We start from the raw sequence: 20,970 nt of genomic DNA on the forward strand, positions 1-20,970 counted from the left end.
TTGCGCGAGCAGGAGACCTACCTCCCCTACGAGGACGACGAGCTCGACGCCACCACCGGCGAGTACGAGCTGTCGGAGCGGCAGGCGTTGCGGCGGGTCCCCGGCCTCTCCACCGAGCTGACCGACATCACCGAGGTCGAATACCGCCAGCTCCGGCTGGAGCGGGTCGTCCTGGTGGGCGTCTGGACCGAGGGGACCCAGGAGGACGCGGAGAACAGCCTCACCGAGCTGGCGGCGCTGGCCGAGACGGCCGGCTCGCAGGTGCTCGAGGGGCTGATCCAGCGGCGTAACCGGCCCGACCCGGCCACGTACATCGGTCGGGGCAAGGTCGACGACCTCGGCGCCGTGGTGCTCTCCACCGGGGCCGACACGGTGATCTGCGACGGTGAGCTCTCCCCGTCACAGCTGCGCAACCTGGAGCAGCGCACCAAGGTCAAGGTGGTCGACCGGACCGCCCTGATCCTCGACATCTTCGCCCAGCACGCCAAGAGCCGCGAAGGTAAGGCGCAGGTCGAGCTGGCCCAGCTCGAATACCTGCTCCCGCGGCTGCGCGGTTGGGGTGAGACCCTCTCCCGCCAGTCCGGTGGTAGCGCTCGCGCTGGCGGTGCGGGTGGCGTGGGTCTGCGCGGTCCCGGTGAGACCAAGCTCGAGACCGACCGGCGCCGGATCCGGCACCGGATCGCGCGGCTGCGCCGCGAGATCAAGAGCATGACGACGGTACGCCAGACCAAGCGCGCCCGGCGCTCCCGCAACGCGGTGCCCGCGGTGGCCATCGCCGGCTACACCAACGCCGGCAAGTCCAGCCTGCTCAACCGCCTGACCGGGGCGGGTGTGCTGGTGGAGAACGCGCTGTTCGCCACCCTGGACCCGACCACCCGCAGGGCCACCACGTCCGACGGGCGGCTCTACACCCTCTCCGACACGGTCGGGTTCGTCCGGCACCTGCCGCACCAGATCGTCGAGGCGTTCCGCTCGACGCTGGAGGAGGTCGCCGACGCCGACCTGGTGGTGCACGTGGTCGACGGCACCCACCCGGACCCGGAGGAGCAGGTCCGGGCGGTCCGCGAGGTGCTCGCCGAGGTGGGCGCCGACCGGCTGCCCGAGCTGCTGGTGGTGAACAAGACCGACGCCACCGACGAGGAGACGCTGCTGCGGCTCAAGCGGCTCTGGCCCGAGGCGGTCTTCGTCTCCGCGCACAGCGGGCGCGGGATCGACGGGCTGCGCGAGGCGGTCGAGCAGCGGCTGCCCCGCCCGGCGGTCGAGGTCCGCGCGGTGCTCCCGTACGACCGGGGTGACCTGGTGGCCCGGGTGCACCGGCAGGGTGAGGTGCTGAGCACCGCCCACCTGCCCGAGGGCACCCTGCTGCACGTACGGGTCGGCGAGGCGCTCGCCGCCGAGCTGGTGCCGTACCGGGCGGGGGACCGGCTCACCACGGACGAGCGGGTGGGCGTCGGCGGCTGAGCCGTCCGGCGTCACCCGCCCGAAACCCGCGCCGTGCGACACTTGGCGCCATGCGGCACGCTGTCTCCTCGGTCACGATCGCGCTCAGCCTGATCGGCGCGGTCGTGGCGCCTGCCGGCCTCGCGGTGGCGGCTCCCGCCGCCGCCCCCGTGCTGGCCGCGGCTCCCAAGAAGAAGTGCACCGTCGAAGACAAGCGGCTGCGCGAGCTGTCCGGGCTGGTCGCCACCGGCACCGGTTACGTCGTGATCGACGACGGCAGCGACGACGACAGCCACAAGAAGGTCTTCTACCTCGACACCAAGTGCGGCATTGCGAAGGAGCCGGTCTCCTACTCAGGCCAAGGACCGTACGACACCGAGGACCTGGCGCTCGGGCCGGACAAGCAGACGCTCTGGATCGCCGACATCGGGGACAACGCGACCAGCAAGACCCGCCGGGAGCGGATCGCCGTCTGGACTATGCCGCTGAACGGCAAGAAGCGGCCGGTGCTGCACCGGCTGTCGTACCCGGAGAACAAGCCGCACGACGCCGAGGCGCTGCTCGTCGGGGACGACAAGCTGCCGCTGATCATCACCAAGGACCCGTCGGGCAAGGCGGAGATCTTCAAGCCCGCGGGCGCCCTCAAGTCGGGTGACACCGAGCCGGTGCCGATGGAGAAGGTCGGCGAGGTCACCGTTCCCAAGACGAACACCGACAACAAGCTGGGCGCTCCCGGCCGGCTTACGATCACCGGCGCGGCCCGCTCGCCCGACGGCACCAAGGTGGTCCTGCGCACCTACGCCGACGCCTTCGAGTACGACGTCGCCAACGGCGACCTCGTCGGGGCGCTGAAGGGCACCCCGCGGGTGACCCCGCTCGCCGACGTGTTCGGCGAGGCGATCTCGTACACCCCGGACGGCAAGAGCTTTGTCACGGTCTCCGACGTCGGCCTGCTGGACGACACCGAGCCGGTGGAGATCCTCAGCTACGTCCCGTCGACCAAGGGCGTCGAGGCGCTGCCCAACGTCGGTGGGGCGGCGGCGAAGCCGGCCGCCGAGAAGTCCTGGTTCGAGAGCCTCTCCCTCGACGAGATCACGTACCTGATCGCGGCGGTGGGTGTGATCGGTGCCCTGATGGTCTTCGCGGGCATCTTCGGGATCATGCGGGCCCGCAGCAAGCCGGCGCCGCCGGAGCCGGCCGACCGGGCCGACGAGTTCCCGGCGAACGACGGCTTCCCGCCGCCCGGCAACCGGGCCGAGGCGGGGCCGCCGCGGGGCGGCGTCTACGGCGGCAGCGGTGGCGTCTACGGCGGCGGGCCGGCCAACGGCACCCCCGCCCGGCCCCCGGCCGGCGGCGTGTACGGCGGTGGCCGTCCCCAGGACGGCGGCGGGGGCGGTGGCGGCGTCTACGGCGGCGGCCCGCGCGGCGGCGGTGGCCGGCCGCAGGGCGGCGGCGTCTACGGCGGTGGCCCCCAGGGCGGGGGCGGCTACGGCGGCGGCCACCAGCAGGGTGGTGGCGGCTACGGCGGCGGTCGGGGCGAGCCGCCCCGGCGGGAGCGGGGCCACGGCGACCCGCACGGCCGGCGGGGCTACGACGACCGGGCCGGCTACGACGACCGGGGCCAGTACGGGCCGGTGTCGGGCGGCCGGGAGTACCGGGGCGACCGCTACTGAGCTGACCTACGGGTGACCGCCCGGAGGCGGTCACCCGTACGCGCGTCAGATCCGGCGCAGCACGGCGACCACGCGACCCATGATGGTGGCGTCGTCGCCCGGGATCGGGTCGAAGGCCGGGTTCTGCGGCATCAGCCAGACGTGCCCGTCGCGGCGGCGGTAGGTCTTCACGGTCGCCTCGCCGTCGAGCATGGCGGCCACGATGTCGCCCACCTCGGCGTTGGGCTGCTGCCGGACCACCACCCAGTCGCCGTCGCAGATCGCGGCGTCGAGCATCGAGTCGCCCTTGACCTGGAGCATGAAGACCTCGCCCTCGCCGACCAGCTCGCGGGGGAGGGGGAAGATGTCCTCCACCGCCTGCTCGGCGAGGATCGGGCCACCGGCGGCAATCCGGCCGAGCATCGGCACGTACGCCGGGGCGGGCCGCTGGGCGCGGGCCACCTCGTCGTCGACGTCGCCCGGGGCGCGCACGTCCACGGCGCGGGGCCGGTTCGGGTCGCGGCGCAGGAAGCCCTTCTTCTCCAGCTCCTTGAGCTGGTAGGCGACGCTGGACGGGGAGACCAGGCCGACCGCCTCGCCGATCTCGCGCACGCTCGGCGGGTAGCCGTGCCGCTCCACCCAGGTGCGGATGAACTCCAGGATCCGGCGCTGCCGGGCGGTGAGGTCGACCGTGGTGGGGTCGGGGAAGCTGCTGACCACCGGGGTTACCGGGCGCACGGCGGGCTGGGCCGCCCGGCTGCGCGCGGTGCGGGGTCGACGGGTCGCCGGCGGACCCGCCCCGTCGATCGGCTGCGGGTTCTTCTGCCGGCTGGCCCGGTCCTCGGTCACGTCCGTCCTCCCTGGTCGGCGCTGGGTGCCTCGTCGGCTCGTGGTGCGTGCTCAGGTGGTGCTGCCGACCGGCCCGACGCGACACGCCGCGTCCGGTCGTTCTTGACCGTATAGGTGAGATCGGCCATTTTCAAACATCTGTACGACCTGTTGTCGGCGTGTCGCACAGAAATCCTGGATTTCCGAACGCCTGTTCTGATAAATGGTACGTCGCTGTCGAACGAATGTTCTATCCGCGCGTCCCGTGACCCCCGGGGCGGCCGGGCGTTGGGCCCCTCGGTGACGCGTGCGAAGAGGTGGGACGGGTGAGTGATTCTGATGACGCGCCGGACACGCCGGCCAACTTGACCTCGCTAGTGCGACGGCATACGGTCAACCCCTAGATGTAGTAGTCACACGGGCGTAAGTCGCCTACAGGTTGGGTTCAACTACCGAACGCACTCCCGTACCGTCAAGCCGGCGTCGGCCATCGGACGATGGCTCCGCCGCGGTGGAACGTGCCCGGGAGCCGGTTGGTGTGCCCGCGATCGATGAAGGAGGTCAGGCGATGCGGTGTCCGTACTGCCGGCACGCCGACTCCCGGGTGGTCGACTCGCGGGAGGCCGACGACGGCCAGCTCATCCGGCGGCGGCGGTCCTGCCCGGAGTGCGGCAAGCGGTTCACCACCGTCGAGGAGGCGGTGCTCGCGGTGGTCAAGCGCAGCGGGGTGACCGAGCCGTTCAGCCGTACGAAGATCATCGGCGGGGTGCGCAAGGCGTGCCAGGGTCGGCCGGTCGACGACGACTCCATCGCGCTGCTGGCGCAGAAGGTGGAGGAGACCGTGCGGGCCAAGGGGGCCGCCGAGATCCCCAGCCACGAGGTCGGGCTGGCCATCCTCGGGCCGCTGCGCGACCTGGACGAGGTGGCCTACCTGCGGTTCGCCAGCGTCTACCGGTCGTTCGACTCGCTCGCCGACTTCGAGCGCGAGATCGAGACGCTGCGGGCGGCGGCGCGGGCCCGGGAGGGCGCCGGGGCGGCCGAGACCGCCGACGCGACCAGTTGAGTTTTCGGATTTCTGACAGATGACGAGGCGCGGTGGGTGACCGCGCCGACGAGGGGGGCGAGGGCGTGACGACCAGCAAGTCACGGAACAAGGCCGGGGCGGGGCTGAAGATCGAGCGCGTCTGGACGACCGAGGGGGTGCATCCCTACGACGAGGTCACCTGGGAGCGCCGCGACGTCGTGATGACGAACTGGCGGGACGGCTCGATCAACTTCGAGCAGCGCGGGGTGGAGTTCCCCGAGTCGTGGTCCGTCAACGCGGCCAACATCGTGACCACCAAGTACTTCCGGGGCGCGGTGGGGACCCCGGAGCGGGAGTGGTCACTCAAGCAGCTCATCGACCGGGTGGTCGGCACCTACCGCACCGCCGGTGAGGAGTACGGCTACTTCGCGACCCCGGCCGACGCCGAGGTGTTCGCGCACGAGCTGACCTGGATGCTGCTGCACCAGGTGTTCAGCTTCAACTCGCCGGTCTGGTTCAACGTGGGCACGCCGTCGCCGCAGCAGGTCAGCGCCTGCTTCATCCTCAGCGTCGACGACTCCATGGATTCGATCCTCGACTGGTACAAGGAGGAGGGGCTGATCTTCAAGGGCGGCTCCGGCTCCGGCGTGAACCTGTCCCGGATCCGCTCCTCCCGGGAGCTGCTCTCCTCCGGCGGCAACGCCTCCGGTCCGGTCAGCTTCATGCGCGGCGCGGACGCCTCCGCCGGCACCATCAAGTCCGGCGGCGCCACCCGGCGCGCGGCCAAGATGGTCATCCTTGACGTCGACCACCCGGACATCCAGGAGTTCGTGGTCACCAAGGCGCGCGAGGAGGACAAGATCCGCGCGCTGCGGGACGCCGGCTTCGACATGGACCTGGGCGGCGCCGACATCGTCAGCGTGCAGTACCAGAACGCCAACAACTCGGTCCGGGTCTCCGACGAGTTCATGACCGCGGTGGAGAACGGCGGCGGCTTCGACCTGCGCGGCCGGCTCGACGGGCAGACCATCGAGACGATCGACGCCAAGAAGCTGTTCCGCAGCATCGCCCAGGCCGCCTGGGAGTGCGCCGACCCCGGCCTGCAGTACGACGACACCATCAACGACTGGCACACCTGCCCGGAGACCGGGCGGATCACCGCGTCGAACCCGTGCTCGGAGTACCTGCACCTGGACAACTCCTCGTGCAACCTGGCGTCGCTGAACCTGATGAAGTTCATGCGCGCCGACGGCAGCTTCGAGGTGGAGAAGTTCGTCAAGTCGGTCGAGTTCGTCATCACCGCGATGGACATCTCGATCTGCTTCGCCGACTTCCCGACCGAGAAGATCGGCGAGACCAGCCGTGCCTACCGGCAGCTCGGCATCGGGTACGCCAACCTGGGCGCGCTGCTGATGGCCTCCGGCCTGCCGTACGACTCGGAGCAGGGCCGGGAGGTCGCCGCGGCGATCACCTCGCTGATGACGGGCACCGCCTACCGCCGCTCCGCCGAGCTGGCCGGCGTCGTCGGTCCGTACGACGGCTACGCCCGCAACGCGGAGCCGCACAAGCGGGTCATGCGCAAGCACGCCGCCGCGAACGACGCCATCAAGCCGACCGGCACCGTGGCCACCGCCATCCAGCGCGAGGCCACCAAGCAGTGGACGCTCGGCAACAAGATCGGCGACAAGAACGGCTGGCGGAACTCGCAGGCCAGCGTCCTCGCGCCGACCGGCACCATCGGCTTCATGATGGACTGCGACACGACCGGCGTGGAGCCGGACCTGGCGCTGGTCAAGTTCAAGAAGCTGGTCGGCGGCGGCTCGATGCAGATCGTCAACCAGACCGTGCCGCGTGCCCTGCGCAGCCTCGGCTACCCCGAGGAGCAGGTCGAGGCGATCGTCGAGCACATCGCCGACCACGGCCACGTGGTGGACGCCCCGGGCCTCAAGCCGGAGCACTACCCGGTCTTCGACTGCGCGATGGGTGAGCGGTCCATCGCCCCGATGGGCCACGTGCGGATGATGGCGGCGATCCAGCCGTTCGTCTCCGGCGCGATCTCCAAGACGGTCAACATGCCCGAGCAGGCGACCGTCGAGGACGTCGAGAAGATCTACTTCGAGGGCTGGAAGCTCGGCCTCAAGGCGCTGGCGATCTACCGGGACAACTGCAAGGTCGGCCAGCCGCTCTCGGTGGCCAAGTCGAACAAGGCCGCCGCCGAGACCCCGGCCGCCGAGGTCGAGAAGGTCGTGGAGAAGGTCGTCGAGTACCGGCCGGTGCGCAAGCGCCTGCCGAAGAAGCGCCCTTCGGAGACCATCTCCTTCTCGGTCGGCGGCGCCGAGGGCTACCTCACCGCCTCGTCGTACCCGGACGACGGCCTGGGCGAGGTCTTCCTCAAGATGTCGAAGCAGGGCTCGACCCTGGCCGGCGTGATGGACGCCTTCTCGGTGGCCATCTCCATCGGTCTCCAGTACGGCGTCCCGCTGGAGACGTACGTCAGCAAGTTCACCAACATGCGCTTCGAGCCGGCCGGCATGACCGACGACCCGGACGTGCGGATGGCGGCCTCGGTGATGGACTACATCTTCCGTCGCCTGGCCCTGGACTTCCTGCCGTACGAGCGCCGCGCGGAGCTGGGCATCTTCACCGCCAAGGAGCGGGCCGCCCAGCTTCAGGCCGAGGCGGAGGCGGAGGCGAGCGGTGCGGACCTCACCGCGATGGCCGCCTCCGCCCCGGTCGAGGCGCCCGAGCCGAAGGCGGTCGCCCAGCCGAAGCAGGAGGTCGCCGACGTCGCCGCCGTCAAGCCGGCGCCGTCGGTCGGCTCCAGCACCGAGCTGCTGGAGGCCGTGATCGGCAAGGCCGCGGACGCGCCGCTCTGCTTCACCTGCGGTACGAAGATGCGGCCGGCCGGTAGCTGCTACGTCTGCGAGGGCTGCGGCTCCACCAGCGGCTGCAGCTGAGCCCGAGAAGGTTCTCTGCAGGTCCCTAAGCCCGAGATCGCCTCCTCAGAGGCGATCTCGGAAACCTGGGGCGACTTCAGAGCGGTGGTTCGGAGGGTCGGGATGTCGTCTCGCGTCGAGACGACATCCCGACGCGATACGAACCGCGCAAGTTAACCGCCTCAGCCTGCGGCGGTTGGTCGGGCGGAACACCCACCGGTAAGGACGGGTGAGGCTGATGGGCAGCAAGTTCTTGGCCGAGGAGGCGACTCGGCTGCTACTGGCCGTCGCGGCGGGTGACCCAGATGCGGCAAAAGAGTACGACGAACTCCTCTTCGAGCACCTGGTCGCCCACGTGGTGCAGCGAGGGGGTCTCCTTGCCGCCAACGCGGCACGGCTCGTCCCGACAGGCCAAATCTCCCTGCCGTTTGCAGATGCCCACGACCTAGAAGAGTTGGCTCACGACGTCGCTGTGCATGCCCTTGAGAGGTCCCGTCGCACTGCCTCCCGCTTTGATCCGACCCGAGGAAGCGGCGCGGCTTGGGCATTTCAAGCTGCAGCCCTGTCCTACGTCGACGTGGTCCGCCAGCGAACAGGCTCCCGTCGGCGGTACCAGGAGCTTCCCGTCGAGACGGAAGACCTGATCGCCGCGTGCGATGCCGTAAACTTCGAGCCAGGTCCTGCGATGCGGTATGAACAGCAAGAGGCACTTGACCGTGCTTTGCGCAACCTCGAGCCGCTTGAGCGCAAGGTGCTGCTGCTGCAGAAGCAGTACGGCTACTCGTACGCCGAGCTCGCCCAAATGCTTCTAGGCGACGTGGCGGCAACGAAGACCATCGACAAACTCCTGCAAAGTGCGCTGAAGAAGGTGCGCAAAGCGGACAAAGAGTATAGAAGTAAAGGATGAGGCATAATCGCCCCGTCTGTCGGGCTTGACGACGATGCCAGTTCTCGGCATAGTTCGCCCTACGATTAGGGTGGCGGGTACTCCAGCTGACAGATGAAACGCAGGTCTTGATCGAGCGAGGGGGCACCGATGGCAGCCGAGCGGAAGCACCGTGCAGACGACGTGAGCTTCGAGGATCTTCTCGCGTGCCCGCACCTCCAATTCGATCCCCAGGACGAGCTGTTGCCGCACCTGATTGCCTTCGCGCCGGCTGAACCAGGCCCTGCTGTTGCTGTCGGACCCGCTGCCCAGTCCGCGCATCGGCCCTGGCTGTTCGACGCCGTGACCAGTACCACCATCGCCTGCGCCTGAGCACCGGGGGCCGTCGCCAACAGGCTCTAGCCCTGTTGGAAGGGCTCGGGGGAATCCGCACGGCCAAGTGCCTATAGGTAGGTGAGGAGCCGAGAAGCGGCCCCACCCCTACCAGGAGCACATCGTGGCCAAGTCCGACAATCATCTCGATCTGCGCATCGTCGTCTCCGGAGTGGAGCAGCAGGTGCGGATCAACAACCGCGAGTCGCTGGGGCATGCGGTCCGGGAGGCGTTGCGCCTCTCGGGCAACGCTGGGCAGCCCCCGGAGGACTGGGAACTGCGAACCGAGGCTGGGATTCTGCTGGCTCTGGACGTGCGGGCAGAGGAGTCGGGTCTTTCCGATGGGCAGATCCTGTTCCTGTCGCCCCGCGCCGGTGCCGGCGGCTGACCGAATGGTCACCGCTGTTGCAGCGCAGGCCGCCGGGCCGCTGCTCGTGCCACCGGAGGTCAGTCGCCGTAAACTCGAACGAGAGCTCGACGACTGGAAGACCTGCGAGGAGCTCTATCTACGGCGCGGATGGCGGCTGCGCCAAGTCAGCGATCTCTGTATCGAGCTGCTGTTCCTCGCGGCAGTTCCGGTCGATCCGACGGCGCGGATCACTGTTGTGGCGCCCTGCGTCGAAGTCCGCTTCGACAATTACGATCTCATGGCCCCAAGCGTTCGCTTTCTAGATCCTCTGACACTCCAACCACAGCATCCGGGGATCGCGGCAGTGCTGACCTCTGACGGTCAGGACCGCAATGTGCTGATCGACCAGCATCCGGACACTGGCCTGCCGTTTCTGTGCGTACCGGGCGTACGGGAATATCACAACCACCCTCAGCACGGGGGTGACGACTGGCTGCTGCACCGCGGCCGTGGCGAAGGGCGCCTGGCCGTCATCTGTGACCGGATCTGGCGAACCATGGCCAGGACGTTGATCGGGATAGATGTCCACACCCGCTGGACGCCACCGGTCAGTGAACTACAGGTGCGGTTGATGCAGGGCAAACCAGAGCAACTGCAGGCCCTCGCGGCGCAGATGGATAACGCAGCATCCGGCGAGGGTCAGCCTGGCCTAGCCGAACATGGTCTGCGTCTGGCCGCCCAGCTTGTGCCGGAGTCGCCACCCAGAGCGGTCGGCCCACCGGTTCCGGGTAGGGCCAAATGAGTGCCTCGCCCCTGACAGGACTGACACACTTCGTCATCCCCAGTCAGCTGCTCGATGAGACGCTGGATGTCCTGGCCTCTGCGGGGCGCGACGGACAGGAAGCCTTCGTTGTTTGGGGTGGAGTTGTTCGCGAAACAACGCTGGAGTATCGCAGCCTGTTAGTCCCCGAGCAGACGGCTTATCGAACCGCCAACGGACTTCTAGTGACCGTCGACGGACCGTCACTGTTCGCCGTCAACCGGAAGATGTATTCGCGGGGGGAACTCCTCGCAGGCCAGGTCCATACGCACCCCACCGACGCTTACCACTCACACACAGACGACCATTTCCCTCTGGTGACTCTGCTGGGTGCGTTGTCTGTCGTCGTTCCTGACTTCGCCTGCGACGGTCGGTCGGGCATGGCGGGCTGGGCGTGGTACCGCCTAGCTGGTGTGGGGCGGTGGCGGGCACTCGGCCCGACGGAACACGTGGAGATCGTCAGATGATAGAAACCTCGTCACATGCGGCAGCCGGTGACCACGTCTCGCTGCCGCGGTTCTTCAAGCGCGTTGCGGATGCGATTGGTCCACTTGCCGAACTCGATCTTAATGAGATTGGGGCGGTGGTAAAGGCAGTACGTATCGGCGTGGTAGTCCATGCAGACGCCGCCGACAGTAATGCCCTCCGCCAGCAGGCCGAGTTGGCTTGCAACCTACTGGCGCGGCTGTACCCACGACTCAGCTTGGCGGGACCGCCGCAGCTCACAACCTCCCTGCAAGATCGCGTGCGCTCGATCAATCCCCGTGCCGACGTCAAGATAACCGACGAGCATGGCTCTGACACAGACGTCGTTCTGGTCCTGCAACCGGAAACGTCGCCCCCCGAAGCCATCGAGGATCCAGCCATTATCCGTGTATCTACGGCTGGCTGGAATGTTGCGGTCGATCGTTCCCCCACCGGCGAGCAGGAACCCTTTGTCTTGGCAGCACTCGCAGGCGCCTGTCTCGGCGTAGCCGAGGTCTTTCGCTACGTTTTCAGAGCACACCTGCGCGAGGGGGGGCGTACACAGGCTGCACCCAGCGAAACCAACCTCATTACCTGGCGAGACTACGAGGCGGGCCTGCCTGATCTACCAACCGGCACGGACCTGACCGGCACTTCCCTTGTCGGCGCTGGCGCCGTCGGTCAAGCATTCCTGCTGGCTCTACGAGCGAAAGCTCCCGTTGGAACGCTCGCCGTAGTCGACCACCAGCACGTGAGCCTCTCGAACCTGCAACGCTACGTGCTCACAGACGACGATAGCGTTGACCGTGCCAAGACCGCGATTGCAGCGGACTACTTCGCTGGAACAGCACTAACCGTGCAGGGGATCGATGCCCGCTGGGGCACCGATCCCCGATCCGGACCGCAGATGCCTACCGTGGTCGTCGCCCTCGACTCCGCCGTTGATCGTCTTGGGGTCGCCGCTGGGCTGCACGGCCGCGTCTATAACGCGTGGACCCAGCCGGAGGACCTTGGCTGGTCCCGGCACGAGACGTTCGGCAATGAGCCGTGCCTCGCCTGCCTGTACTGGCCCGACCGCCCTCGGCCCAGTGAGTACGAGCTCATTGCCCAGGCGCTCGGTCAGCACCCGCTGCGAATGCTGTTGTACCTAACGCACCGTACGCCCATCGGCCAGCCGCTCCCCATGCCGCCGAACGGCGTAGTTCAATTGCCGCAGGCACCCGGTCTGGAGCCGCCGCCCGACCTCCAGCGCTGGTTCCACATTCCCCTCGCCGCAGATCTCGTCACCGCAGGCAAGCTGAGTCCTGACGAGCTGGAGTCTTGGGCTAGCCGCCCTCTCGCCGAGGTGTACCGGGACGGTGTATGTGCCGGCGGACTGATCACCGTCGGCCCGCCCGAAGACGCCCACGAGGCACTGGTACCGCTGGCCCATCAGTCCGCTCTCGCCGGAGTGATGCTGGCCATTCAACTTCTGGTTGCCTCATACCCGCCGTTGCGGGAGCGTCGCCCGCCCTTCGTCGAAGGGCGCGTCAACCTGCTCCGCCCACTGCCCCAGACCTTGGAGAGACCGCGTCAACGCACACCGGGTTGTGTGTGTGGCGACGCGGATTTCCAGGCAGTTTGGCAAAGGCGGTGGGCACAGTTCCCGCTACCCTGAAGAATGCCGCTCGCAGATGACGCTGGCCTGTCTCCTGGAGCGTCCGCCAGATGCCGGCAACGGTGCGTGCGGCGACGGCGCCCGTAGCTGGCTGGCTTGCGGTGAGTTGATCAACAGCCGAACGTCGAGCTATTGAGGAAGGCGGTCCAGGCGTCTACTGAATACTGACGAGAAGAATCGCACCGCACTGTCTCGAACCTCAGCTTGCTGGTCGACTTGCCTGGCCTAGACGCAGGCGCCGTCGTTTCCGCTGCGGGTGCTACTTACAAGCGGGCCATCACGTTCGGTCCGAAAATCGCACTATCCCTGGCCGGGGTGCGCGCGCATCTCTTGGACAAAGACGTTCCAAGCAGCCGCGGTGAAGCGAAGCACTCCTCCAGTCGGATTCTTGCTGTCGCGAATCAAGATGTCCGCGCCAACGACGGCTACCTCGACGCACGCGCCGCCGTTGTTGTCACTGCGGCTGGACTTGCGCCAGACCAGGCGATCCGAGGTCTCCATGACCACCCCCAGGTCTGTCACCGCTTCATGTCGTCCGCCATCCGCAGGATGAGCTTGCGCGACTCTACCGGCCCGAGAGCGGCTGCCCGAAGTCGGTCCCACAGCCGAGTGTAGGCCCGCACCGCGTCCGGTCGGTCAAGGTAATCGGCGTCGGTGAACGCCTCGACGTAGATGACGTCAGACGCTGCGTCATCGCCGAACCGCAGGATGATGAAGTTGAAGGACGCCGTCTCGTAGGTCTGGGCGTCGAACGGGAAGACCTGGAGGGTGACGTTCGGCTGCTTGCTGACCTCGGCAAGGTGCATCAGCTGGCTACGCATCGTCGCTGCGTCTCCGATGTTTCGTCGCAGCGCCGATTCGCTGAGGATGAAGCTCAGGTCCGGTCCGCCGTCCTGCCTCAGAATCGCTTGCCGTTCCAGGCGGACGGTGACCTGTCGGTCCACGTCCTCGGCAGTGGGCCGGGGATGGGCGGTGGCGTTCATTGCGCGAATGTAGGGCTCGATCTGGAGGATGCCGGGGATGACCTCCGGCTGGTACCAGCGGATCTCGGACGCATCGCCTTCCAGGTCGAGGTACTGGCGGAACCAGTCGGGCACCGCGTTGCGGTACGTGCTCCACCGGCCGCGTTGCCGTCCGGCGCGGGCGAGTTCGCGCAGGGGTTCCGCCTCCTCGCCCCTAACGCCGTACAGGTCGAGTAGCAGGTTTAGGTCGGTCAGCTTGATTCCCGACTGTCCCAGCTCAAGACGACTGATCTTGCTTGCTGCGGCATCGATGACGGCGGCGGCCTCGTCCTGGGTCTTGCCAGCGCTCTCGCGGGCACGCTTGAGAGCGAGCCCGAGTCGCCGACGCTGGATCGTCGGGTTGACCATCGGCTGATTATCGCCCGGTCGCGCTCGATTGCCGCGACACGCCGCAGCGAGGTTCCAAAACAGGAGTCCAACTTCTAGCCTGATTGGGCTTCCAAAATAGGAATCTAAAAACCGGGAGGCCGCATGCGGCAGCGTGTGTCGTACGACGACTACCTGCTTGCGGTCGCGCTGACGCTGGCTCGCCGGCACCGTCCGGTGTGGTCATGGCGGCTGTGGCGGCGGACCTGCCGGTGCGGTGCGGAACTGCCCTGCCGCGCCCGGCACCGCATCCCGATCCGACGCGGCCACTGGCCGGGGGAGGAGCAGGCGTGACCGAGCTTCAGGCCCAGCAGATCCTGTCCGTGCACCTGCCCGGCGTCGACGGCCTCTGCGCCGGCTGCCGGTGGTGGTGGGCGCGGCTGGCTCCGTACCCCTGTTATCAGGCGGAATGGGCCTCCCGGTGGCATGCCCGCGCCACCACCCGGCGCTTCCTGGACGGCCTGGCGTGACGACGCACGGTCCGGTCCTGCCACTGTGGAGCTGTGGTGGCTGCGGTGGCCCGTGGCCGTGCGCGACCCGGCGCGCGGAGCTGCGGGCGGCGTTCGAGGGCGCGCCGGTCTCGCTGGCCCTCTACATGGGTTCCTACCTGGTGTGGGCGGCCGAGGACCTGACCTGGGTGCCGGCAGGGCTGCTGCACCGGCGGTTCCTGGGGTGGATCAGGTGAGCATCATCCGGCGCGGTGACGAGCGGTTCCATTACAGCGACGGCTCGCACAAGTGGATCCCGCCGGACCCGGACTACGACCAGGAAGTCTGGGACGAGATGGTCCGGCAGCACCAGCGCCAGCACCTGGAGGAGATCTCCCGTCGGCGGAAGCCGCGGCAGAGTTCATAGACTGGCGTCATGTCGCTGCCGGTCGTCGACGAGTTCGCCAGGGACGTCGGCGCGCTCGGCTGGGTCACCAATCTGCTGGTCGCGGGGTCGTTGGCCACCGACGACCACATTCCGGGCGTCAGCGACCTCGACCTGGTCGCACTGACCGACGGCCCGGTCGACGCCGCCCGGCAGGCCACCCTCGCCGGCCTGCACCGTCGCCTCGACGACGGGGTCGGCTCCGGTGCCAACCTCGGTTGCGTCTACGTGGACACCGCGACCATCGCCGACCTCCGGGTGCCGCATCCGACCTGGACCCACGGGCAGCTCGTCCAGCGCATCCTCTCCGGCGTCACCCGGGCCGAGCTGGTGCGGCACGGGTACGCGCTCTTCGGTCGCCAACCCCGCGACGTCCTCCCGCCGATGAGCGACGACGACGTGCGCGTGGCCGCCCGCGCCGAACTCACCGGCTACTGGGCCTGGGCCGCGCGACGCCCGTGGCTGTGGCTGGACCCCGCCCTCGCGGACCTCGGGCTCACCTCGATGGCCCGGGGCCGATACGCGCTTCGCAACGGCGCACTGCTCACCAAGACCGACGCCATCCGGGCAGCCCACGCCCCGGACTGGCTGATCGACCAGGTGAGCGCCCGGCGTCGCGGGGAACCCGTCCGCTCACCCCGGATTCGGACCGCCCTGATCGCGTGGGGTGACGCCCGCCGGACCGTCGCCCACGCGCGACGGCTCGGCACAGGAGCCAGGACGGGTGGACGATGACCACTGCCGAGCGCTACGCCACCTTCGCCGTCCGGGAGGCGCGTGGCGTGTCGCCCGCGTACGAGCGTTTGTCGCTTGCGGTGTCCTGCGACGGCGAGCTGCTCGCCCTGATCGACGGGCTCCCGCCGGCCAGGCGGCAGCCGAACCTGCTCTTCGCCGTGGTCCGGCTCCTCGGGGGTCCGGTCGAGGCCCCGACCGCCTTCCATGACTACACGGTGGCGAACTGGGCGGCGATCGAGGCGGAGATCCGCATCCGGGCGACCCAGACGAACGAGGCCGGCCGGTGTGCCGTACTGCTGCCGGTGCTGGCGTCGCTGCCCCAGCCGCTCGCGTTGCTGGAGGTGGGCGCGTCCGCCGGCCTCTGCCTCTACCCCGACCGGTACGCCTACCGCTACGGCGATCGCCTGCTCGGCGACGGCACCCCGGTCCTCGACTGCGCGCTCACCGGCACCGCGCCGCCCGATCGCCGGCCCGAGGTGGTGTGGCGGGCCGGGCTGGACCTCAACCCGCTCGACGTCACCGACCCGGCCGACGTCGCCTGGCTGGACGCCCTCATCTGGCCGGAACACGTACACCGCCGCGAACGGCTGCGAGCGGCCGTACGCGTCGCCGCCGCCGACCCTCCGCTGCTCGTCCGCGGCGACCTGGTGGACGACCTGCCCGCGCTGGCCGCGCAGGCACCGCCCGGCGCGACCCTGGTGGTGTTCCACACCTCGGTGCTGTACCAGGTGCCGGCGCCCCGACGGGACGCGTTCGTCGAGCTGGTCCGCACGCTGCCCGGGCACTGGGTCGCGAACGAGGACCCGGACGTGCTGCGCCACGCCGCGCTGCCCGCGCCGCCGGGCGGGGCGTTCCACAACGTGCTCGCGCTCGACGGCACGCCGGTGGCCTGGACCCGAGGGCATGGCGAGGGGATCACCTGGTTCGGGTTCAATGCATGACCATGTCGCTGATGATCGGACCCGCGTTCACCATTCCCGGCTACACGACCGTGGGCCCGCCCGACTTCGAGATCGAGTACGACGCACCCGTCCACGACGCGGGCAGCCTGGTGGGACACCCGGGCTTCTGGTGGTACTACCTGTCCGGTCCGTTGGGCGTGGAGCGGGAGTCGGAGGGTGCCTTCCCGGTCCCCACCGAGGAGTACGACGCCCTGTGCGCGCTGCTCAGCGACCCGGAGCGCTGGCCGGCCGTCGCGGTGCGCCTCGACGGGGACGTCCGGCTGTGGGTGGTGTTCCGCAACTTCGAGGAGGACGAGGGCCTCGACTTCGTTGAGCAGCGGCCGGGTCAACCGGCGGAGCGGGTCGCCTCGGTCGAGGGCCACGGCTTCCCGTCCGGCCTGAGCTGGGCGGAACTGCTGGCGGTGGCGGCATTGCCGGACGACCGGCTGACCCGGGCCCAGCGCCTCCTCCTGATGCTGCCGATGCTGGGTCCGCAGCCGCTGCCCGACGACGCCGACGCGGTCCTACGCGACGCCCTCGCCGGCGTCGGCGCAGGCAACCGGTCGACCATCGCCGCCGCGCTCGTGGACACCCTCGACTGGCGTCCCGAACAGGAAACCGCTCGTCGATCATGAAGTTGTTGTCCCGACACGCCGGTACGGCGGGCAACAACTTCATGATCAACCGCTGACGTCCGTGAGGCGGGTGGTGAGGAAGGCGCGTTCGGCGTCGTTGTCGACCAAGGCCAGCGCGGCGCGGTAGGCGTCGGCGGCCTCCTCGTGGCGGTCCAGCCGGCGCAGCAGGTCGGCGCGGATGGCGGGGAGGTAGTGGTAGCCGGCCAAGTGGGGGTCCGCCGCCAGGGCGTCGACCTCGGCCAGGGCGGCGGCCGGGCCGTCGACCATGGACACCGCCACGGCCCGGTTCAGCGCGACCACCGGGGACGGCCAGCGTTTCAGCAGCTCGTCGTAGAGGCGGACGATCTGCGGCCAGTCGGTCGCGGCGTAGTCGGGCGCGACGGCGTGCAGCGACGCGATGGCGGCCTGGAGGGCGTAACGGCCGACCCGGCCGGTCCGGAACGCGCCGAGGACCAGGTGGTTCCCCTCCTCGATCGCGGGCCGGTCCCAGCGTGACCGGTCCTGCTCCTGCAGCACCAGCAGCCGCCCGGAGGCGTCGGCGCGGGTGGCGCGGCGGGCGTCGGTGAGCAGCAACAGCGCGAGCAGCCCGCGTACCTCCGGCTCGTCGGGCATCAGCGCCAGCAGCATCCGGGTCAGGTGCACCGCCCGGTCCACCAGGTCGGCGCGGACCAGATCGGTGCCGGTCGGCGCCGTGTGCCCGGTGGTGAAGAGCAGGTGGATCACGGTCAGCACCGAGTCCAGCCGCTCGGGCAGCTCGGCAGCCTCCGGCACCCGGTACGGGATCCGCGCCGCTGCGATCTTCTTCTTGGCCCGGGTGACCCGGGCGGCCATCGTGGTCTCCGAGACCAGGAACGCCCGGGCGATGTCCCCGGTGCTCACCCCGCAGACCAGGCGCAGGGTCAGCGCCACCTGGGCCTCCCGGGCCAGCGCCGGGTGGCAGCAGGTGAACACCAGGCGCAGCCGGTCGTCGGGGACGCTCTCCTCGCCGGGCTCCGCCGGCTCCTCGGCCTCCACCGGCTCCACCAGCAGCGGCATCTTCGACCGGAACACCTTGTCCCGGCGCAGCACGTCGAGGGCCTTGCGCTTGGCGGTGGCGGTCAGCCACGCGCCCGGCTTGTCGGGTACGCCGTCGCGCGCCCACGCCGCCAGCGCGGCCAGGTACGCGTCCTGCACGCACTCCTCGGCCACGTCGAGGTCACCGGCGACGCGCGCCGTCGCGGCGAGCACGAAGGCCCACTCGCGACGGTGCGCGTCCGCCACGGCGCGTTCGGCCGCGGCCGTACCGGCGTCGCTCACTCGGCCGGGGGCGTGAAGAGCGGCCGGACCTCGACGCCGCCGTCGATGGTGGCCGGGTTCAGCTTGGCGATCTTCAGCGCGACGTCCAGGTCGGGCGCCTCCAGGATGAAGAACCCGGCCACGACCTCCTTCGCCTCGATGAACGGGCCGTCGGTGACCAGGTCGCCCCGGATCGCCGTGGCGGTGGTGCTGGGCTGGAGCGCGAACCCCGTCAGGATCCTGCCGCCCAGCTCCTCGACCTGGGCCGGGTAGCGGTCGAGCAGCGCCAGATAGTCGGGCGTGATCTCCATCGGGTCGGCCGGCGCGGGCGAGTAGATCAGGACTGCGTACTGGGCCATCGGAATCTCCTCAGGTTGTCGTTTCCCTCTTCTGCCTCACCGACGGACGGGGTGGAGCCGATTCGACAGCGGTCGGGGAAGATTTTTCCCTGCCGTCAGGCCGTCGGGAAATCGCGCATCCGGCGCAGCGGCGAACAGACCACGAAGATCGCCGCACTCCACATGCCGAGGACGCAGGCCAGCAGCGCCGCACGCAGCCCGAGCTGGCTGGCGAGCGCCCCGCGGACACCGCTTTCCCTGCACGGTGCGTGACGGCAGGGCCACCCGGCCGGACCAGCCGGCCGCCCGGTAGGGTCCATGATCGACTGAAGGTCCGGCGGAAGGAAACGGCGTGCGCATCGCCCTGTTCACCCTCGGCGGCACCATCGCCATGGCCGGGACCGGCGCCGGGGGAGTGGTCAGCCGGCTCACCGGCGCCGACCTCACCGCCGCCGTACCCGGGCTCGCCGGGATCCCGCTCGACGTCCGGGACGTCGAGGCGGTGCCCAGCGCCGCCCTGGCGTACGGGCAGATCCTGGACCTGGTCGACGCGGCGGGCGCGGCGGTGGCCGAGGGGGCGACCGGCGTGGTGGTCACCCAGGGCACCGACACCCTGGAGGAGACCGCCTACCTGGCCGACCTGGTCTGGCCGCACGCGGCGCCGTTGGTGGTCACCGGCGCGATGCGCAACCCCACCCTGGCCGGCCCGGACGGCCCGGCGAACCTGCTCGCCGCCGCCCGGGTCGCGGCCGCGCCGGCCGCGCGCGACCTCGGCGTCCTGGTCCCGTTCAACGACGAGATCCACGCCGCCCGGTTCGTCCGCAAGACCCACAGCACCAGTACGGCCACCTTCGCCTCGCCCAACGCCGGACCGCTCGGCCACGTGATCGAGGGCGAGGTACGCCTGCTCGCCCGGCCGCCCCGGCACGCCCCGCTGCCGCCGGTGGACGCCGACCGGCTGGCCGCCACCCGGGTGGCCCTGCACACCGTCACGCTCGACGACGACCCGGCGCTGCTCGACCGGCTCGCCGGCGACCGGGACGGGCTCGTCGTGGCCGGCTTCGGGGTGGGGCACGTGCCGCCGGCGTTCGCCCCGGTGCTCGGCGCCCTCGCCGAACGGATGCCGGTGGTGCTCACCTCGCGGACCGGGGCCGGTTCGGTGCTGCGGGACACGTACGGGGCGGTCGGCTCCGAGCGTGATCTGCGGCAACGCGGCCTGATCTGGGGCGGGCTGCTCGACCCGTACAAGGCGAAGGTGCTGCTGCGGCTCCTGCTCGCCGGTGGCGCGGGGCGGGCCGAGGTGGGCGAGGCGTTCGCCCGGCACGGCTGACCTGCGGCGGCGTTCGTAGACTCGCCCGGTGAGCGGAGAGCGACGACCCCTGGCGGACCGGCCGTTGACCGAGCCGCACCCGTCCCGGCTCTCGCCCGACCACCCCGACCGGGCGCGGATCCTGGCCGCCCACGCGGCGGCGCTCGCCGCCGGGGAGGCCGGCTACCTGGACCCGGCCACCGGGCTCTTCGTGCTCAGCGCCGGCTTCCTGGCCCGCCGGGGCACCTGCTGCGGGCGCGGCTGCCGGCACTGCCCGTACGTCACCGACTGACCGGCGCGGTAGCGGCGCGGGGTGCGGCAACCCGCCGTATCCGGGCGGGTGAAGTCCCCGACCTGCCGCATTCCGGGCCGATCAGGTGGCGGCGGGGTGGCGAGGCGTGTCCCGGTCTTTCGCGGCGGCGGGGTTGCCCGTACGGTGTCCGACGGACATCCGGCGGGCACCCCGCCGACGACTGCGGAGGTTCCCACGTGCGCGCCCGGACCTGGCTCCTCGCATCGGCCGTACTGTTGACCGCCGGCTGTGCGGCGGAGCGGCCGCCGGTGGCGGTGCCGGCGGCGGCGCCGGCACCCGTCGAGCCGGCCGCGGCCTCCTCGGGCGGGGCGTGCCGGCTGCTCGACTTCGGGGTGATCGCCAAGCACACCGGCGGGAAGTTCGACGTGGCCGCCGCGGTGGACAAGGGCGACACGCACACCTGCGTGGTCCGCGCCGAGCAGTCCCTCCTGCCGGAGCTGGCCCTGACCGTCACCGACACGTCGATCGACGCGTCCGGCTTCAGCATGGACGTGCTGCCCCGGGGCGCGAAGAAGGTCACCAAGCTGGGGAAGATCGCCTACCGGCGGACGGTGCCGAAGAGCGGCAAGGCCGGCCCGGCGGCCGAGGTGGGCTGGCTGGCCACCGAGGGGCGGCTGGCCACCCTGCGCTGGACCTGCCCGCCCGGCACCGCCACGGCGCAGGCGGACAAGCTGGCCACGAAGCTGGTCGACCTGGCGAAGGCCCTGGACACCCGCAAGCTCTGACCGGCGGGG

The 20,970-nt window shown here is 70.0% G+C and carries 25 protein-coding genes; 20 read left to right on the forward strand and 5 right to left on the reverse strand.

The genetic code is table 11. The features are described from left to right. Complete coding sequence (gene hflX / locus ACGFI9_RS13570; protein WP_393178264.1) at positions 1-1,461, forward strand: GTPase HflX; 1,461 nt, start codon at positions 1-3, stop codon at positions 1,459-1,461. Between the two features lie 50 nt (positions 1,462-1,511). Beyond that, on the forward strand, positions 1,512-3,113 hold the full coding sequence (locus tag ACGFI9_RS13575) for a hypothetical protein (protein ID WP_393178265.1): 1,602 nt from the start codon (positions 1,512-1,514) through the stop codon (positions 3,111-3,113). Between the two features lie 45 nt (positions 3,114-3,158). Here ACGFI9_RS13575 and lexA read toward each other — a convergent pair whose 3' ends face one another. Further along, the gene (gene lexA / locus ACGFI9_RS13580) at positions 3,159-3,941 is read right to left on the reverse strand and encodes a transcriptional repressor LexA (protein WP_393178266.1); all 783 of its coding nucleotides are present in this window, start codon (positions 3,939-3,941) and stop codon (positions 3,159-3,161) included. 547 nt (positions 3,942-4,488) lie between these two features. Here lexA and nrdR point away from each other — a divergent pair. The 8 genes from nrdR (at position 4,489) to ACGFI9_RS13620 (ending at position 12,429) form a co-directional block, all read left to right on the forward strand. After that, a complete protein-coding gene (nrdR, locus tag ACGFI9_RS13585; protein WP_393178267.1) occupies positions 4,489-4,983 on the forward strand; it encodes a transcriptional regulator NrdR in 495 nt (164 codons plus the stop codon). A 32-nt stretch (positions 4,984-5,015) separates the two neighbouring features. Beyond that, positions 5,016-7,901, forward strand: coding sequence for a vitamin B12-dependent ribonucleotide reductase (locus tag ACGFI9_RS13590; RefSeq protein ID WP_393178268.1), 2,886 nt, complete (start codon positions 5,016-5,018; stop codon positions 7,899-7,901). A gap of 217 nt (positions 7,902-8,118) precedes the next feature. Further along, positions 8,119-8,787 carry a sigma-70 family RNA polymerase sigma factor gene (locus ACGFI9_RS13595; RefSeq protein ID WP_393178270.1) on the forward strand — a complete coding sequence of 223 codons (669 nt, stop codon included), beginning with the start codon at positions 8,119-8,121 and terminating at the stop codon, positions 8,785-8,787. A gap of 129 nt (positions 8,788-8,916) precedes the next feature. After that, positions 8,917-9,138, forward strand: a complete 222-nt coding sequence (locus tag ACGFI9_RS13600; protein WP_393178272.1) for a hypothetical protein — start codon at positions 8,917-8,919, stop codon at positions 9,136-9,138. Between the two features lie 124 nt (positions 9,139-9,262). Beyond that, entirely contained in the window at positions 9,263-9,526 is a 264-nt protein-coding gene (locus ACGFI9_RS13605; protein ID WP_393178274.1) for a DUF2604 domain-containing protein, read from the forward strand. Positions 9,527-9,530: 4 nt separating this feature from the next. Beyond that, a complete protein-coding gene (locus ACGFI9_RS13610) occupies positions 9,531-10,289 on the forward strand; it encodes a putative metal-binding protein (RefSeq protein ID WP_393178275.1) in 759 nt (252 codons plus the stop codon). Continuing rightward, positions 10,286-10,774, forward strand: coding sequence for a hypothetical protein (locus ACGFI9_RS13615; protein WP_393178276.1), 489 nt, complete (start codon positions 10,286-10,288; stop codon positions 10,772-10,774). The genes ACGFI9_RS13610 and ACGFI9_RS13615 overlap by 4 nt, the downstream gene beginning before the upstream one ends. Next, positions 10,771-12,429, forward strand: coding sequence for a ThiF family adenylyltransferase (locus tag ACGFI9_RS13620; protein ID WP_393178277.1), 1,659 nt, complete (start codon positions 10,771-10,773; stop codon positions 12,427-12,429). Before ACGFI9_RS13615 ends, ACGFI9_RS13620 begins: the two co-directional genes overlap by 4 nt. Before the next feature lie 300 nt (positions 12,430-12,729). Here the strand turns inward: ACGFI9_RS13620 and ACGFI9_RS13625 are convergent, their stop codons facing one another. Beyond that, the gene (locus ACGFI9_RS13625; protein WP_393178471.1) at positions 12,730-12,930 is read right to left on the reverse strand and encodes a DUF397 domain-containing protein; all 201 of its coding nucleotides are present in this window, start codon (positions 12,928-12,930) and stop codon (positions 12,730-12,732) included. Positions 12,931-12,947: 17 nt separating this feature from the next. Further along, positions 12,948-13,799, reverse strand: a complete 852-nt coding sequence (locus ACGFI9_RS13630; protein ID WP_393178278.1) for a DUF5753 domain-containing protein — start codon at positions 13,797-13,799, stop codon at positions 12,948-12,950. Positions 13,800-13,922: 123 nt separating this feature from the next. Here ACGFI9_RS13630 and ACGFI9_RS13635 point away from each other — a divergent pair, with 123 nt between their 5' ends. From ACGFI9_RS13635 to ACGFI9_RS13665, 7 genes are read left to right on the forward strand one after another with little or no spacing between them, the layout of a single operon-like run. Beyond that, on the forward strand, positions 13,923-14,111 hold the full coding sequence (locus ACGFI9_RS13635) for a hypothetical protein (protein WP_393178279.1): 189 nt from the start codon (positions 13,923-13,925) through the stop codon (positions 14,109-14,111). After that, positions 14,108-14,287, forward strand: a complete 180-nt coding sequence (locus ACGFI9_RS13640; RefSeq protein ID WP_393178280.1) for a hypothetical protein — start codon at positions 14,108-14,110, stop codon at positions 14,285-14,287. The genes ACGFI9_RS13635 and ACGFI9_RS13640 overlap by 4 nt, the downstream gene beginning before the upstream one ends. Further along, a complete protein-coding gene (locus tag ACGFI9_RS13645) occupies positions 14,284-14,502 on the forward strand; it encodes a hypothetical protein (RefSeq protein ID WP_393178281.1) in 219 nt (72 codons plus the stop codon). Before ACGFI9_RS13640 ends, ACGFI9_RS13645 begins: the two co-directional genes overlap by 4 nt. Further along, positions 14,499-14,672, forward strand: coding sequence for a hypothetical protein (locus ACGFI9_RS13650; protein WP_393178282.1), 174 nt, complete (start codon positions 14,499-14,501; stop codon positions 14,670-14,672). Before ACGFI9_RS13645 ends, ACGFI9_RS13650 begins: the two co-directional genes overlap by 4 nt. Before the next feature lie 9 nt (positions 14,673-14,681). Beyond that, on the forward strand, positions 14,682-15,425 hold the full coding sequence (locus ACGFI9_RS13655) for a hypothetical protein (protein ID WP_393178283.1): 744 nt from the start codon (positions 14,682-14,684) through the stop codon (positions 15,423-15,425). Next, entirely contained in the window at positions 15,422-16,366 is a 945-nt protein-coding gene (locus ACGFI9_RS13660; protein WP_393178284.1) for a DUF2332 domain-containing protein, read from the forward strand. Before ACGFI9_RS13655 ends, ACGFI9_RS13660 begins: the two co-directional genes overlap by 4 nt. Further along, positions 16,363-17,001 carry a hypothetical protein gene (locus tag ACGFI9_RS13665; protein ID WP_393178285.1) on the forward strand — a complete coding sequence of 213 codons (639 nt, stop codon included), beginning with the start codon at positions 16,363-16,365 and terminating at the stop codon, positions 16,999-17,001. The genes ACGFI9_RS13660 and ACGFI9_RS13665 overlap by 4 nt, the downstream gene beginning before the upstream one ends. Positions 17,002-17,046: 45 nt before the next feature. Here the strand turns inward: ACGFI9_RS13665 and ACGFI9_RS13670 are convergent, their stop codons facing one another. Continuing rightward, complete coding sequence (locus ACGFI9_RS13670) at positions 17,047-18,228, reverse strand: RNA polymerase sigma factor (RefSeq protein WP_393178472.1); 1,182 nt, start codon at positions 18,226-18,228, stop codon at positions 17,047-17,049. Positions 18,229-18,293: 65 nt separating this feature from the next. Next, positions 18,294-18,635, reverse strand: a complete 342-nt coding sequence (locus ACGFI9_RS13675; RefSeq protein ID WP_393178286.1) for a YciI family protein — start codon at positions 18,633-18,635, stop codon at positions 18,294-18,296. Positions 18,636-18,966: 331 nt separating this feature from the next. Here ACGFI9_RS13675 and ACGFI9_RS13680 point away from each other — a divergent pair, with 331 nt between their 5' ends. From ACGFI9_RS13680 to ACGFI9_RS13690, 3 genes are all read left to right on the forward strand, one after another. Further along, positions 18,967-19,944 (forward strand): asparaginase, encoded by a 978-nt coding sequence (locus tag ACGFI9_RS13680; RefSeq protein WP_393178287.1) that lies wholly within the window; start codon positions 18,967-18,969, stop codon positions 19,942-19,944. A gap of 28 nt (positions 19,945-19,972) precedes the next feature. After that, the gene (locus ACGFI9_RS13685) at positions 19,973-20,215 is read left to right on the forward strand and encodes a DUF5522 domain-containing protein (protein ID WP_393178288.1); all 243 of its coding nucleotides are present in this window, start codon (positions 19,973-19,975) and stop codon (positions 20,213-20,215) included. 197 nt (positions 20,216-20,412) lie between these two features. Continuing rightward, complete coding sequence (locus ACGFI9_RS13690) at positions 20,413-20,961, forward strand: hypothetical protein (protein WP_393178289.1); 549 nt, start codon at positions 20,413-20,415, stop codon at positions 20,959-20,961. The last annotated feature ends 9 nt before the right edge of the window (positions 20,962-20,970 follow it).

The sequence above is a fragment of the Micromonospora sp. NPDC048930 genome (assembly GCF_043197935.1).
Lineage (GTDB): Bacteria > Actinomycetota > Actinomycetes > Mycobacteriales > Micromonosporaceae > Micromonospora.

What these genes read in the sequence shown, in the direction of transcription:
- ACGFI9_RS13575 (WP_393178265.1), top strand. Translation starts at nt 1,512, where the DNA reads ATGCGGCACGCTGTCTCCTCGGTCACGATCGCGCTCAGCCTGATCGGC.
- nrdR (WP_393178267.1), top strand. Translation starts at nt 4,489, where the DNA reads ATGCGGTGTCCGTACTGCCGGCACGCCGACTCCCGGGTGGTCGACTCG.
- ACGFI9_RS13595 (WP_393178270.1), top strand. Translation starts at nt 8,119, where the DNA reads ATGGGCAGCAAGTTCTTGGCCGAGGAGGCGACTCGGCTGCTACTGGCC.
- ACGFI9_RS13600 (WP_393178272.1), top strand. Translation starts at nt 8,917, where the DNA reads ATGGCAGCCGAGCGGAAGCACCGTGCAGACGACGTGAGCTTCGAGGAT.
- ACGFI9_RS13610 (WP_393178275.1), top strand. Translation starts at nt 9,531, where the DNA reads ATGGTCACCGCTGTTGCAGCGCAGGCCGCCGGGCCGCTGCTCGTGCCA.
- ACGFI9_RS13615 (WP_393178276.1), top strand. Translation starts at nt 10,286, where the DNA reads ATGAGTGCCTCGCCCCTGACAGGACTGACACACTTCGTCATCCCCAGT.
- ACGFI9_RS13620 (WP_393178277.1), top strand. Translation starts at nt 10,771, where the DNA reads ATGATAGAAACCTCGTCACATGCGGCAGCCGGTGACCACGTCTCGCTG.
- ACGFI9_RS13625 (WP_393178471.1), bottom strand. Translation starts at nt 12,930, where the DNA reads ATGGAGACCTCGGATCGCCTGGTCTGGCGCAAGTCCAGCCGCAGTGAC.
- ACGFI9_RS13630 (WP_393178278.1), bottom strand. Translation starts at nt 13,799, where the DNA reads ATGGTCAACCCGACGATCCAGCGTCGGCGACTCGGGCTCGCTCTCAAG.
- ACGFI9_RS13635 (WP_393178279.1), top strand. Translation starts at nt 13,923, where the DNA reads ATGCGGCAGCGTGTGTCGTACGACGACTACCTGCTTGCGGTCGCGCTG.
- ACGFI9_RS13655 (WP_393178283.1), top strand. Translation starts at nt 14,682, where the DNA reads ATGTCGCTGCCGGTCGTCGACGAGTTCGCCAGGGACGTCGGCGCGCTC.
- ACGFI9_RS13660 (WP_393178284.1), top strand. Translation starts at nt 15,422, where the DNA reads ATGACCACTGCCGAGCGCTACGCCACCTTCGCCGTCCGGGAGGCGCGT.
- ACGFI9_RS13665 (WP_393178285.1), top strand. Translation starts at nt 16,363, where the DNA reads ATGACCATGTCGCTGATGATCGGACCCGCGTTCACCATTCCCGGCTAC.
- ACGFI9_RS13675 (WP_393178286.1), bottom strand. Translation starts at nt 18,635, where the DNA reads ATGGCCCAGTACGCAGTCCTGATCTACTCGCCCGCGCCGGCCGACCCG.